This window comes from Streptomyces sp. Sge12, from assembly GCF_002080455.1.
Classification (GTDB): domain Bacteria; phylum Actinomycetota; class Actinomycetes; order Streptomycetales; family Streptomycetaceae; genus Streptomyces.
Genome location: NZ_CP020555.1, coordinates 305,714 through 318,857, shown reverse-complemented (window position 1 = coordinate 318,857; position 13,144 = coordinate 305,714). Strand labels below are relative to the sequence as shown.

Sequence of the window (13,144 nt, the reverse complement as noted above, 5' to 3'; positions counted from 1 at the left end):
CCCAGGTCGGTAGGATCGCCACCGCATACGACGGAAGGCGATCATGGCGGACAGTCCCCTCAGGCCCAGCTCGTTGATCAACACGGTCTACGGGGCGTTCCTGCGACGCCTCGGAGGCTGGATCTCCGTCGCCGACCTGATCACCCTGATGTCCGAGCTGGACGTGGACGGCCCGGCCGCGCGCTCGGCGATCTCCCGGCTCAAGAAGAAGGGCGTCCTCGAACCGGAACGCCGGGGCGCCACCGGCTACCGGCTCAGCCCGGCCGTACGGACCGTCTTCGACGAGGGCGACCGGCGCATCTTCGGCAGCCTCGAACCGGCGCGGCTGAGCGACGGCTGGGCCATGGCCGTCTTCTCCGTACCGGAGTCCGAGCGCTCGTACCGCTACCAGCTGCGCACCCGGCTGACCTGGCTGGGCTTCGGGAACATCGCCCCGGGTGTGTGGCTGGCGCCCGGCCGCCTCCTCGGCGACGCCCGTGACATGCTCGTACGGCTCGGGCTCAGCGAGTACGTGCACCTCTTCGCCGCCGAGTACGCGGCCTTCAGCGACCTGCCCGGCACCGTCAGCTCGTGGTGGGACTTCCCGGCGATCGAGGAGCAGTACGCCGGCTTCACCGAGACCTACGGCCCCGTCGCCGCGGGACTGACCCGGCAGCCCCGCATCGACGGCGCCGAGGCCTTCCGCCACTACGTTCCGATGCTCACCCAGTGGCGCCGCCTGCCCTACCTCGACCCGGGCCTGCCCGCCGAGTTGCTTCCCGCGGACTGGAACGCGGTCGCCGCGCGGCAGATCTTCCAGCAGCTGAACGACGTGCTCGCCCCGCCCAGCCTGCGCCACGTACAGCAGGTCACCGGCCTGTCCGAGCAGACGCCCGAGCCGTAGACCTAGCGCGCCGCCGGGCGGTGCAGGCGCCGCCAGTAGCCGGCGAGGTCGTCGACGGAGCCGGTGACAGCGTCCAGGCTCATCGTGGTCCGGGAACCGCGTTCGTAGCGCGCCCAGTTCGGCATGGGTCCGTGGTTGGGGTCGCCGGTACGGATGAAGGAGATCCACGAGGCGTGCACGGCGCCGGCGAGGCCGTCACGGATCCGCGGGTTCAGTCCCGCCAGGAACGGTGCCTGTGACCACTTGTCGAAGTTGTTGAAGACGAACGGCAGCTCCAGGCAGTGCGCCGCCCCCAGTTGACCGCCGTGTGCGGGCGTCGGCAGGTCGAACTGGTACGCCCAGACCGGCCGGCCGCGGGCCGCCCGCTTCTCGGCCAGGTCGATGCCGGGGATGCGGAACAGGTCGTCGCCGATCAGGTCCACGAGCACGTCCACCGGGCGGGCGCCCGGCCGGGCCTGCTCGTACGCGGTGCAGGCCTCGGCCGCCCGGGCCCCGAAGGTGTCCCTGGCCCGGGCGAGCACCTGCTCCTTGGTGGCGGCTACGTACGGCTCGTTCAGCGCGAAGGCGAAGGCGGCCTCCTCCCTGGTCCACCCGATCAGGAGGTCGATGTCCGCCCCCGGGCCGCTGAGCAGCAGGTCGGCCGGGCTGCGGGTCAGCGTCGCCTCGTCGAGCACGGGCAGGAACGGGGTCGACCAGTACCCCCACTGGCCGGTGCGGCGGAACATCTCGATCGTGGCGCCGATCAACTGCGGCCAGGGGAGGGCCCGTAGCTCCGCCACGTTCTTGACCCCGAGGATGTCGAGGTAGGTGGCGGAGCGCCGCAGCGACTCCGCGCGGCCGGGGATCTGCAGCCCGAGCGGCGGGCTCTGCAGGATGGCGCGCCGGAACAGCGGGCGGCCGGCGGGGCGGGCGCCGGCCAGCGCTGCGACCGACAGCGCTCCCCCGGACTGACCGGCGAGGGTGATGTTGTCCGGGTCGCCGCCGAACGCGGCGATGTTGTCCCGTACCCAGCGCAGCGCAGCGAGTTGGTCGGTGAACCAGAAGTTCCCGTCGGCTCCGTCCTCGCCGAAGTAGAGGTATCCCAGTGGACCGAGACGGTAGTTGAGGGTCACGACGACGAGATCGCCGTTGCGGGCGAAGGTCTCGCCGGAGTAGTTGGGCAGGGAGCCCGATCCGGAGATGAAGCCGCCTCCGTGGATCCAGACCATGACCGGCCGCCGGGCGGCGTCGGCCCCGGGCGTCCACACGTTGAGCGTGAGGCAGTCCTCGCTGAAGGGGGGCGACCCGTGGGTGCCGAGCACCGCGTCCCCGCCCTCCCGGTAGAGCTGCGGGGCGCTCGGCCCGAAGGCGGTCGCGTCGCGCGTTCCCTGCCATCCGGGGTGCGGCTGGGCGGGCCGCCACCGCAGCGCGCCGACCGGGGGAGCCGCGTAGGGCACACCCTTGAACACGGCGAGCCCCCCTTCGACGCTGCCGCGCAGCCGGCCCGCGGGCAGCTCCACGACGGGCGGGGTCCCACCCGCCGCGGGGGCGGCCTGCGCCGTGCCGGCCGGTCCGCCGGGGATGCCGGTGAGCAGGGCGGCGCCGGTCAGCGCCCCGGTGTTCCGCAGGATCGTGCGCCGTGATGGATCGTCGGTCATGGTGCTTCGCTCCCTGACTGATCATGGCTTCGCCCACCGCAGTGGTATGGCGCGAATTTGACGAGGGTTAGTGCTACGGCATACGCGTGGCGCGGGTCAAGGGGTGGAGCGACCCCCGGGCGGCTATCTTGCGAAGGCTTGACGGGCGTCGCAATTACGCGATAGACACGTGTCACCTCAGGAGAAACAACCGGTCCCGAGCGGGCCGGCTGACGACGTACGGAGTCTCCATGGCAGGTCGGTTTCGCCCCCTGGTTCTGATCACCGTCACCACTGGCCTCCTCCTGGCCACGGGATGCGGCGGTGCGAGCCTGGGCACAGGCGACAAAAGCAAGCAGACCGGGCCCGTGAAGATCGGGCTCCTCGTTCCGCAGTCCGGGACCTACAAGGCACTCGGCGACGACATGAAGGCGGGCTTCGAGCTCTACGTCCAACAGCACGGCGGCAGGCTCGGCGGCCGCGAGGTGCAGATCGTGGTCACGGACGAGGGCGAGACCGCCGACTCGGGCAAGGCGGCGGCCGAGAAGCTCGTCAAGCAGGACCGGGTCCTGGCGGTCAGCGGAGTGGTGAGCTCGGCCACCGTCAACGGCGTCAAGGACCTGTTCGAGACCAGCCGGATCCCGCTCGTCGGCTCGAACGCCTCCCCGACCACCCTGACCGGCGCCAAGTACATCTGGCGCACCTCCTACGTCAACGACGAGCCGGGCAAGGCCCTCGGCAAGCACGTCGCCGAGCGGGCCGGGGGACCGGTCTTCCTCATCGCCGCCGGCTACCAGGCGGGCAAGGACGAGATCGAGGGCTTCAAGTCCACCTTCCTGCCCGCCGGCGGCAGCATCGCGGGGGAGGAGGTCTACACGCCGTTCCCGGGCACCAAGAACTTCCAGCCCTACCTCTCCCAGATCGAGAACTCCGGTGCGAAGGCGGTCTTCTGCTTCTACGCGGGCGGCGCGGCCGTCGACTTCGTCAAGCAGTACCGGGACTTCGGGCTGGCCGGCAGGATCCCGCTCTACGCACCCGGCTTCCTCACCGAGGGCGGCGTGCTCAAGGGACAGGGCGACGCGGCCAACGGCGTGCTCACGGCCCTCAACTACAGCGCAGACCTGGACAACGCCGCCAACCGGACGTTCGCGCCCGCCTACAAGGCCGCCCACGGCACGGACCCGACGACCTACGCGATGGCCTCATGGGACGCGGCACAGGTGCTCGACAAGGCGATCGCGGCGGCCGGCGGCAACGTGACACCGGAAACGGTCAACGCCGCCATCTCCACGATCGGGGACATCGACAGCCCGCGGGGCACCTGGCGGTTCAACAGCGGCGGCACGCCGATCCAGCCCTGGTACCTGCGCGAGGTGAAGCTGGGCGCCAACACCCTCGCCGGCGACCTCGGCAGACTGGGCGGCTGACATGGCCGGATGGCTGGACGGCAACCTCGTCAGCGTCGTCGACGGGATCGCCTTCGGACTGCTGCTGTTCACGATCGCGGTCGGCCTCTCCCTGGTCTTCGGCATGATGGACGTGCTCAACCTGGCGCACGGCACCCTCTACCTCGCCGGGGCCTACACCGCCTACGCCCTCTCCGACGGCACCCTGCCGGGCCTGCTCCTCGCCCTCGCGGCCGGCGCCCTGGTGGGCGCCCTCGGCGGAGCGGCGCTGACCCTGCTCACACAGCCGCTGGCCCGGCGCGGCCACCTCGACCAGGCCGTGCTCACCCTGGGCATCACCTTCATCGTCGCCGACCTCCTCGCGGCCGTCTTCGGCGGCGAGGTACTTCCCACGGACCCCCCGGCGTCGCTGCGCGGGACGGTGGACCTGCTCGGCCACACGTATCCGGTGTACCGGCTGGTGTTCATCGCCGTCGCGGCCGCCCTCGCGCTCCTCGTGCACCTCGTCTTCGAGCGCAGCTCGCTCGGAGCGCTCGTCCGGGCCACCGTCGCGGACCGGGACATGGTCCGCGCCCAGGGCGTCGACATCCGCAAGGTGCTCTACGGGGTCTTCGCCTTCGGCGCCGCCCTGGCGGCCGTGGGCGGGGTGCTCGGCGCGCCGATCCTGGGCCCCGGCCCGGGCGTCGACGAGAGCGTGCTCGTGCTCTCCCTCGTCGTCGTGGTCGTCGGCGGTCTCGGGTCCGTGCGCGGCGCCCTCGCCGGGGCGCTGCTCATCGGCCAGGTCCAGACCCTCGGGGTGGCGCTGCTCCCGCAGTACGCGCCCTTCCTCCTCTTCGGCACCATGCTGCTCGTGCTCGTGGTCCGCCCCCACGGCCTGATCCCCTCGGCGGTGCGCACATGAGCACGACCACGTCCACGTCCACGCCCCCGTCCGCGTCCCCGAGCGCGTCACCGAGCACGTCCACGGGCAGGTTCATGAGGTCCCGGGCGACCGTCGCCGCCGTACTCCTCGGCCTCACCCTGGCCCCCTTCCTGCTCGGCCCGTACGCCGTCGCCACCCTGTCGCGGATCCTGGTGTTCGCCCTGCTCGCCCTGAGCGTGAACCTGCTCACCGGACTGACCGGGCTGCCGACCCTCGGCCAGTCCGCCTACTTCGGCGTCGGCGCCTACACCGCCGCCGTCGTCGCGAAGAACCTCACGGACATCGGCCCGCTCCAGCTCCTCCTCGCGGCGGGCGTCTCCGCCCTGGTGGCCGTGCCCACCGGGTGGCTCGCCGTCCGGGCCCGCGGCGTGGTGTTCCTCATGCTGACGCTCGCCATCGGCGAGATCGTCTACAGCGCCGCCGTCAACTGGAAGTCGGTGACGGGCGGCACCGACGGGATATCCGGTGTCCCGCCCGTCGTGCCACTGCCCGGAACTCCCGCGCTGGAGCTCGACGGGCTGGTCTACTTCTACGTACTGGCCGTGTTCCTGCTGCTGTTCGCGGCCGTCACCCGCCTGGGCTCGACGCCCTTCGCCCTCGCCCTGCGCGGGATCCGCGACAACGAGCCGCGCATGAAGGCGATCGGCTACCCCACCCGGCGGTACGCCCTGACCGTCTACTGCGGCGCCGCGGCGCTGGCGGGTGCCGCCGGTTCGCTGTGGGTCTCGGTCCAGCGGTTCGTCTCGCCCGGCGACGCCGGCTTCGAGATCGCCGCCCTCGCGCTGCTGGCCGTCGTCATCGGCGGCACGGGCTCGATGTGGGGGGCGTGCGCCGCGGCCGCGCTCATCTGGCTGACCCGCGACTACCTCGGGAACCTCGAAGTCGTCGCCGGACGCGGCCCGTTGCTGCTCGGACTGCTCTTTGTCATCGCCGTGTACACACTGCCCCGCGGAGTGGCCGGCGTACGGCTCCCGCACAGGCCGAGCCGGAAGAGGACGGCGTGAGCGACCTCGATCCACTGGAACTGCGCCGGGTGTCCAAGCACTTCGGCTCCTTCACCGCCGTCGACGAGGTGTCCCTCACCGTACGGTCCGGTGCCCGGCACGCGATTATCGGCCCCAACGGTGCCGGGAAGTCAACGCTGTTCGGGCTCATCTCCGGAACCCTGTCCACCAGCACGGGTACCGTCCTGCTGGACGGGCGGGACGCGACCCGGCTGCCCGTGCACCGCCGGGTCGGCCTCGGAACGGCCGCGACCTTCCAGCATTCCAGCCTCTTCATGCGGGAGACCGTACTGGAGAACGTCCTGCTCGCCGTGCTGCTCCGGACGGGGGCGGGGCTCGGCGGATGGCGGAGGGTGAGCGCCGCCTCCGCGGAGCTCGCGCGAGCCCGCACACTCCTCGAACAGGTGGGCCTGCCCGACCGGCACGACCTGACCGTGGGCGCCCTCTCGCACGGCGAACGCCGGCAACTGGAGGTCGCCGTCGCGCTGGCCACCGAACCGCGGCTGCTGCTCCTGGACGAGCCGGCCGCCGGCATGTCGCCGGCGGAGACGGAGCGCCTCACGAAGCTGATCGCCGCCCTGCCCCGAGAGGTGACCGTGCTCCTCGTCGAACACGACCTCGACATGGTCTTCGAGCTCGCCGACACCGTCACCGTCATGCACCTCGGCCGGCACCTCACCACCGGCACACCGGACCACGTACGGGCCTCCGCCGAGGTCCAGCAGGCCTATCTGGGCACCACGGAGGTCTCCTCGTGAAGACGTACTTCCGCATGCGCGGCCTGCGCTCCGGATACGCCGGTGGCGTGGTCCTGACCGGCGTCGACCTCGAAGCCGAACCCGGCGGGATCGTCGCCGTACTCGGGCGCAACGGGGTCGGCAAGACCACCCTCATCTCCACCGTCATGGGATTCGTCAGACCCTACGAGGGCAGCATCACCCTCGACGGCCGGGAGATCGCCGGAGCCCGGGTCGATGTGATCGCCCGGGCCGGAGTGGGCGTCGTACCCCAAGGACGCAGGGTGTTCGCGCCGCTGACCGTGGCGGAGCACCTCGCCGTCGCCGCACGGAGACGCCGAGGTGCTCCGGGGCCGTGGACCCGGGCACGCATCCTCGACCTGCTGCCGAGGCTCGGGGAGCGGCTCGGACACCGGGGCGACGAACTCTCCGGAGGGGAACAGCAGATGCTCGCGATCGCCCGGGCCCTCCTGGGCAATCCGCGGCTGCTGCTCCTCGACGAGCCGTCCGACGGTCTGGCTCCCGCGATCGTCGCCCAGGTGGGGGAGGTGATCCGCGAGGTGGCGGCGCAGGGCATGACGGTCGTCCTGGTCGAGCAGAACCTGGGGCTGGCCCTCTCCGTCGCCGAGCACGTGGCCGTCATGCAGAAGGGGAGCATCGTGCACCGGGCGACCTGCGCGGAGTTCGCCGCCCGCCCCGACGACCGCCGTCGCCTGCTGGGAGTCGACTGACCGCCACCTCCGTCACTCTTCGGGGTCACCAGGGTCACCAGGGTCACCAGGGTCACCAGGGCCGCCGGGGTCGGCGGGGTCGGCATCGGGCAGGAGGAGCGTGGCCACGGCCCCGCCGTCCGGGGCATTGGCGAACTCCAGCTCGGCCCCGACCACCAGGGCCTGCCCCAGGGCGATCGTCAGGCCCAGACCGTGTCCGCGCCCCCGCTCGGCCGCACCGGTACGGAACCGCTGCGGCCCCTGCGCGAGCAGCTCGTCCGGATACCCGGGCCCGTGGTCCCGTACGTCGACCCGGCGCGCGCCGACGGTGACGACCACGGGACCCGCGCCGTGCCGGTGGGCGTTCGCGATCAGGTTGGCGAGGATACGGTCGACCCTGCGCGGGTCCGTGCCCACCGCCGGGCCCGTCCCCTCCTCCTCCCGCAGCTCCACCGCCAGCCCCGTGCGCCGCACGCAGTCGGCGACCAGGGGACCGAGCGCACAGGGCAGGAGATCGGCCACCTCCACCCCGGCGTCCAGCCGCGAGACGTCCAGCAGGTCCTCCACGAGCCCGCCCAGCACCTTGACCCGGTCCCGTACGTAGTCGGCCGCCAGCTCCTGCGACAGCAGCTCGGCGGCGGTCGCCAGCCCCATCAGCGGGGTGCGCAGCTCGTGCGCGACATCGGCGGTGAACCGCTGCTCGCCCTGCAGGCGGGCCTGCAGGGCCGCCGGCCGACACCGGTCGGGGTTGCGCGCCCCCGCGGGGTCGGGGCGCGAGGATGCTGCCATGGCCGACACCTTCGCTACACGAACGATCGACGTGACGACCGGGGACCGGGAGACCGTCCATGACCTGACCGATGCCTGCGCCGCCTTCCTCAGGGAGGTGGCGCAGGGGCGGAGCGGGCTGCTGAACATCTTCACCCCGCACGCGACGGCCGGGCTCGCCGTCATCGAGACGGGAGCGGGCAGCGACGACGACCTCCTGAAGGCCCTGGAGTCCCTCCTGCCCGCCGATGACCGCTGGCGGCACCGGCACGGATCCCCCGGCCACGGGCGGGACCACGTCCTGCCCGCGATCGTCCCGCCCCACGCGACGCTACCGGTGGTCGACGGGATGCTGGAGCTCGGAACCTGGCAGTCCGTCACCCTCGTGGACACCAACCGGGACAACCCCCGGCGCCAGGTCCGGCTCTCGTTCCTGGGCGCTGCTCACGCGCAGGGGTGATGACGTATCAATCATGACAGGTCAGAGGCCGTTTTCGTAGGACCAAGGGCACAGCGAATTGCCCTTGTTCGGACCCCTGTGCGGCTTTGAGAATCACCGTCATGACTTTCTCAGCGCACGCCCATCACGACGCGGTACTTCGAGCCCGAGTAGCCCTCCTGGGATCACAGACCCTGCCGGCGCGGCAGCAGGTCGCCGCCTACCGCGTGCTCGCCCAGGTGAGCCCGCTGGCGTATCTGCCGCTGCTGACGGTCGCGTTGTACGAGTACAGCCTTCAGGACTTCGCCCACCTGCCGGAGACCGCGCTCGCCCTGCGGGCCGAGGCGGTCGGGGCCGCGCGCCGCATGTACGCCGCGGAGCCGGCCAGGGGACTCCTGCTCCTCACCGCGCTGGGCCGCTACCGGGAGCAGCTGGAGCTCATGGGACGGGAGGAGGAACTCGCCGCCGTGGAGCGGGAGACGGCCCACGTCGCATCGGGGCGGCCGCTGCCCCTTTAGGGTGGATGACCGGATCGCCTTCCCCGCAGAGGAGTTATCGGTGGCACGCTCGCTCGACGGCCTCGTCTTCGTCCCCGTGGCCGACCAGGCACCCGGCCAGGTCGGCCGGCAGACCCGGTTCGCCTACCACGAGCAGGACGGTCGGATCTGGGCGGAATACCACGGAGGGGACGTGGTCAGGGGGTACCTCGTCGGTACCCGGGACGCCGACACGATCGACTTCCGCTACGTGCAGCTCCGCCTCGACGGTACGACCGCCTCCGGGCACTGCACCTCGGTGGTGACCGAACCGGCCGACGGCCGCCTCCGGTTGGAGGAGACCTGGACATGGGAGTCGCAGGAGGGCAAGGGCACCAGCGTGGTCGAGCAGCTGCCGGGCTGAGGGGCGCGGCTCCTTCGGGAGCCGCGCCCCTACGGGTGCCCGCCGGGCCGGCCGGTGCGGGCCGGCCCGGACTTCATGTCACTGTCCGGCGAGGTCGAACCGGTCCAGGTTCATCACCTTGTCCCACGCCGCGACGAAGTCCTTCACGAACTTCTCCTTGGCGTCGTCGCTCGCGTAGACCTCCGCGAGCGCACGCAGCTCCGAGTTCGAGCCGAAGACGAGGTCGGCCCGGCTGCCGGTCCACTTGACCCGGCCGGTGGCGGAGTCGCGGCCCTCGAACGCGTTCGCGTCCTCGGACGTCGCCGTCCACGTCGTACCCAGGTCGAGCAGGTTGACGAAGAAGTCGTTCGTCAGGGACCCGGGAGTCGTGGTGAAGACGCCGAGCGGCGTCTGCTGGTGGTTCGCGCCCAGTACGCGCAGGCCACCGACCAGGACCGTCAGCTCGGGGGCGCTCAGGGTCAGCAGGTTCGCCCGGTCGAGCAGCAGGTACTCGGCCGGCAGCCGGTTGCCCTTGCCGAGGTAGTTGCGGAACCCGTCGGCGGCCGGTTCCAGCGCCGCGAACGACTCCACGTCCGTCTGCTCCTGCGTCGCGTCCGCGCGGCCCGGGGTGAAGGGGACCTGGACGGCGAACCCGGCGTCCAAGGCGGCCTGTTCGACGGCGGCCGCACCGGCCAGCACGATCAGGTCCGCGAGCGAGATCCGCTTGTCGCCGCTCTGGGCGGAGTTGAAGGACTCCTGGATCCCGGTCAGGGTGCGCAGCACCCCTGCCAGCTGGTCCGGCTCGTTGACCTCCCAACCGCTCTGCGGCTGGAGGCGGATGCGGCCGCCGTTGGCGCCGCCGCGCTTGTCGCTGCCGCGGAAGGACGAGGCCGAGGCCCAGGCGACGGAGACGAGCTGGGACACCGACAGGTCGGAGGCGAGGACCTGACGCTTGAGTGCGGCGATGTCACCGGCGTCGACGAGCGTGTGCGTGACCGCGGGGAGCGGGTCCTGCCACAGCAGCGTCTCGGTCGGGACCTCCGGGCCGAGGTAGCGCACGATCGGGCCCATGTCGCGGTGCGTCAGCTTGAACCATGCGCGTGCGAAGGCATCGGCGAACTCGGCGGGGTTCTCGAGGAAGCGGCGCGAGATCTGCTCGTACGCCGGGTCGAACCGCAGCGAGAGGTCGGTCGTGAGCATCGTCGGCGCGTGGGTCCTGGACCCGTCATGGGCGTCGGGCACGGTGCCGGCGCCGGCGCCGTCCTTCGGCCGCCACTGGTGCGCTCCGGCGGGGCTCTTGAACAGCTCCCACTCGTAGCCGAACAGGATCTCGAAGAAGCTGTTGTCCCAGGTGATCGGGGTGTTGGTCCAGATGCCCTCGAGACCGCTGGTGATGGCGTCGCCGCCCTTGCCGGTTCCGAAGGAGTTGCTCCAGCCCAGACCCTGCGCCTCCAGCGGGGCGGCCTCGGGGTCGGGGCCGACGCTCTCCGCCGGGCCGGCGCCGTGGGTCTTGCCGAAGGTGTGGCCGCCCGCGATCAGGGCGACGGTCTCCTCGTCGTTCATCGCCATCCGGCGGAACGTCTCCCGGATGTCGCGTGCCGCGGCGATCGGGTCGGGATTGCCGTTCGGGCCCTCCGGGTTGACGTAGATGAGGCCCATCTGGACCGCGCCGAGCGGGTTCTCCAGCTCGCGGTCGCCGGTGTACCGCTCGTCGTCGAGCCAGGTGGTCTCGGGACCCCAGTACACGTCCTCGTCCGGCTCCCAGACGTCCGGACGGCCGCCGCCGAAGCCGAAGGTCTCGAAGCCCATCGACTCCAGCGCCACGTTCCCGGTGAGGATCATCAGGTCGGCCCACGAAAGGCTCTTGCCGTACTTCTTCTTCACCGGCCACAGCAGGCGACGGGCCTTGTCGAGGTTGCCGTTGTCCGGCCAGCTGTTGAGCGGGGCGAAGCGCTGCTGGCCGGCCCCGGCTCCGCCGCGGCCGTCGCTGATCCGGTAGGTGCCCGCGCTGTGCCAGGCCATGCGGATCATGAAGGGGCCGTAGTGGCCGAAGTCGGCGGGCCACCAGTCCTGGGAGCTGGTCAGCACCTCCGCGATGTCCCGCTTCACGGCGGGGAGATCAAGGGTCTTGAACGCCGCGGCGTAGTCGAACTCCTCGCCGAGGGGGTTGGCCACGGCGGGGTTCTTGGCGAGGATCTTCAGGTTGAGCCGTTCCGGCCACCACTGGCGGTTTCCGCCACCTTGGGTCGGGTGCGGGGCACGCGTGTGGGCGACGGGACAGCCCTCCCCACCCCCCGACTTGGAGTCGGTGACGATTGCATCGTGGTTCTCGGACATGGGAATCCTTCCGTACCAGGCGGATCACGGTGTTCAGGAACTGAATGCGGGATAAGTGCGACTGGATGCGATGGAACAGCCGGGGCACAGGCCCCGGGTGCACGTGCTCGGCCTCGTCGAACGCCACGACGCCGAGCGGTCACCGTCCCGGACGGTTGTGAGCAGGGGGGCGCCGACGGCCGGTGCGCGTGCGTCTGCACCGCGCACTTCGCGGGCGGTGGTCCGTCACGTCTTCGTCACCTGCCGCCCTGGAGCCTTCCTGTCTCTTGGCTATCTACGAATCCGATCCTACGATGGACAGAATCCAAGTCAAGAAGGACACCAGATCCACATGCGATCGGATTCCGGATGTCCCTCGGCATACTTCGGGGCACCCCGTCGAACCTGAATAGGTGGGCCGATATGAGTGACCTGCTGGAGCGTTTGCGCGGGCGTGGCTGGCGGATGACGTCCCAGCGGAGGGTGGTCGCGGAGGTCCTCGACGGCGATCACGTGCACCTCACGGCGGACGAGGTCCACGCCCGTGCGGCGCAGCGGTTGCCGGAGATCTCCCGGGCGACCGTCTACAACGCCCTGGGCGAACTGGTCGCTCTCGGCGAGGTCGCGGAGGTCACCACCGACGGCCGGGCGAAGCGCTACGACCCCAACGCGCACCACCCGCACCAGCACCTGGTGTGCTCCGCCTGCGGGGTCATCCGCGACGTCCACCCGACCGGCGACCCGCTGGCGGGCCTCCCGGCGCAGGAGCGCTTCGGCTTCACGGTGTCCGGGGTCGAGGTCACCTACCGCGGCCTGTGCCCGGACTGCGCGTAGGCGCGTCTCTTCCGGGCGCCCGCACCTCCCGCGTTCTATTCGTCGGCCGGTTCCTCGGCCTGCTCCTCGTCCGGCCATTCCATCGGCCGGGCGCCGAGCCAGTTCCTCTCGAACTCGTCCTGGCCGATTTCCATGCCCACGAGTTCGGGGTCGAAGAGGTCCACGACGGGCGGGTTGAAGGGCCAGTCGTCGGGTCCGCTGCGCACCCCCGTGCCGTCCGGGGTCAGCTCGACCTGGCGCGTGCGCCGGCCGTCGGCCCCGACTTCCATCAGGTAGAGCGTCCGGTCCTCGTCGTTCCCGTCGTCCCAGCGCCGCCGCAGCCACACCACCTCCCGGTCGGCGAGCGCGCCGAAGCCGTCCAGGCCGCGCTGCGCCTCGCGCTTGGCGCGCAGTTCGTCCAGCCCTTCCGGCGTGGTCGCTGCGTCGACCCGGGCCTCGTCCAGGCCCCAGCCCTCGGCCCGCTCCAGGGTCTCCGCCGTGTCGATCACCTCGACGTCCGCGAACGTCTCGCGCACCTCCCGCACCGACCGTGCGTGGACCCACCACCACGATCCGCCCATGCCGTAGTCGTGCAGGACGAGGAAGCGCGACGTGGGCGCAGCATGATCGGTCATGTCGGCCGACGATATG

Annotated in this window: 13 protein-coding genes and 1 pseudogene; 10 read left to right on the top strand and 4 right to left on the bottom strand. The window is 71.4% G+C overall.

The window, feature by feature from the left end; genetic code table 11:
• Nucleotides 1-43 precede the first annotated feature (43 nt).
• Nucleotides 44-883, top strand: coding sequence for a PaaX family transcriptional regulator (locus B6R96_RS01475; protein ID WP_081521272.1), 840 nt, complete (start codon nt 44-46; stop codon nt 881-883).
• 2 nt (nt 884-885) lie between these two features.
• Here the strand turns inward: B6R96_RS01475 and B6R96_RS01470 are convergent, their stop codons facing one another.
• Nucleotides 886-2,520 (bottom strand): carboxylesterase/lipase family protein, encoded by a 1,635-nt coding sequence (locus tag B6R96_RS01470; RefSeq protein ID WP_081521271.1) that lies wholly within the window; start codon nt 2,518-2,520, stop codon nt 886-888.
• Between the two features lie 230 nt (nt 2,521-2,750).
• Here B6R96_RS01470 and B6R96_RS01465 point away from each other — a divergent pair, with 230 nt between their 5' ends.
• Genes B6R96_RS01465 through B6R96_RS01445 form a run of 5 tightly spaced genes read left to right on the top strand, consistent with a single transcriptional unit; the run spans nt 2,751 to nt 7,299 of the window.
• A complete protein-coding gene (locus B6R96_RS01465) occupies nt 2,751-3,926 on the top strand; it encodes an ABC transporter substrate-binding protein (protein ID WP_081521270.1) in 1,176 nt (391 codons plus the stop codon).
• 1 nt (nt 3,927) lies between these two features.
• Nucleotides 3,928-4,806 (top strand): branched-chain amino acid ABC transporter permease, encoded by an 879-nt coding sequence (locus tag B6R96_RS01460; RefSeq protein ID WP_081521269.1) that lies wholly within the window; start codon nt 3,928-3,930, stop codon nt 4,804-4,806.
• A complete protein-coding gene (locus B6R96_RS01455) occupies nt 4,803-5,831 on the top strand; it encodes a branched-chain amino acid ABC transporter permease (protein WP_081521268.1) in 1,029 nt (342 codons plus the stop codon). The genes B6R96_RS01460 and B6R96_RS01455 overlap by 4 nt, the downstream gene beginning before the upstream one ends.
• Nucleotides 5,828-6,589 (top strand): ABC transporter ATP-binding protein, encoded by a 762-nt coding sequence (locus B6R96_RS01450; RefSeq protein WP_081521267.1) that lies wholly within the window; start codon nt 5,828-5,830, stop codon nt 6,587-6,589. The genes B6R96_RS01455 and B6R96_RS01450 overlap by 4 nt, the downstream gene beginning before the upstream one ends.
• Nucleotides 6,586-7,299 carry an ABC transporter ATP-binding protein gene (locus tag B6R96_RS01445; protein ID WP_237291272.1) on the top strand — a complete coding sequence of 238 codons (714 nt, stop codon included), beginning with the start codon at nt 6,586-6,588 and terminating at the stop codon, nt 7,297-7,299. Before B6R96_RS01450 ends, B6R96_RS01445 begins: the two co-directional genes overlap by 4 nt.
• A gap of 12 nt (nt 7,300-7,311) precedes the next feature.
• Here the strand turns inward: B6R96_RS01445 and B6R96_RS01440 are convergent.
• A pseudogene (locus B6R96_RS01440) lies at nt 7,312-8,004 on the bottom strand (sensor histidine kinase); the annotation flags it as partial.
• 61 nt (nt 8,005-8,065) lie between these two features.
• Here B6R96_RS01440 and B6R96_RS01435 point away from each other — a divergent pair.
• From B6R96_RS01435 to B6R96_RS01425, 3 genes are all read left to right on the top strand, one after another.
• Nucleotides 8,066-8,506, top strand: a complete 441-nt coding sequence (locus B6R96_RS01435) for a secondary thiamine-phosphate synthase enzyme YjbQ (protein WP_053168384.1) — start codon at nt 8,066-8,068, stop codon at nt 8,504-8,506.
• Nucleotides 8,507-8,607: 101 nt separating this feature from the next.
• Nucleotides 8,608-9,003, top strand: a complete 396-nt coding sequence (locus B6R96_RS01430; protein ID WP_081521265.1) for a hypothetical protein — start codon at nt 8,608-8,610, stop codon at nt 9,001-9,003.
• A 40-nt stretch (nt 9,004-9,043) separates the two neighbouring features.
• Nucleotides 9,044-9,385: a hypothetical protein gene (locus tag B6R96_RS01425; protein ID WP_053168388.1), complete on the top strand. Its 342-nt coding sequence runs from the start codon at nt 9,044-9,046 to the stop codon at nt 9,383-9,385.
• Between the two features lie 78 nt (nt 9,386-9,463).
• Here the strand turns inward: B6R96_RS01425 and katG are convergent, their stop codons facing one another.
• On the bottom strand, nt 9,464-11,701 hold the full coding sequence (katG, locus tag B6R96_RS01420) for a catalase/peroxidase HPI (protein ID WP_030385027.1): 2,238 nt from the start codon (nt 11,699-11,701) through the stop codon (nt 9,464-9,466).
• Between the two features lie 402 nt (nt 11,702-12,103).
• Between katG and B6R96_RS01415 the strand changes: the two genes are divergently transcribed.
• Nucleotides 12,104-12,514: a Fur family transcriptional regulator gene (locus tag B6R96_RS01415; RefSeq protein WP_030385028.1), complete on the top strand. Its 411-nt coding sequence runs from the start codon at nt 12,104-12,106 to the stop codon at nt 12,512-12,514.
• A gap of 35 nt (nt 12,515-12,549) precedes the next feature.
• Here B6R96_RS01415 and B6R96_RS01410 read toward each other — a convergent pair whose 3' ends face one another.
• Nucleotides 12,550-13,128, bottom strand: a complete 579-nt coding sequence (locus tag B6R96_RS01410) for a hypothetical protein (protein ID WP_203351578.1) — start codon at nt 13,126-13,128, stop codon at nt 12,550-12,552.
• Between the last annotated feature and the right edge of the window lie 16 nt (nt 13,129-13,144).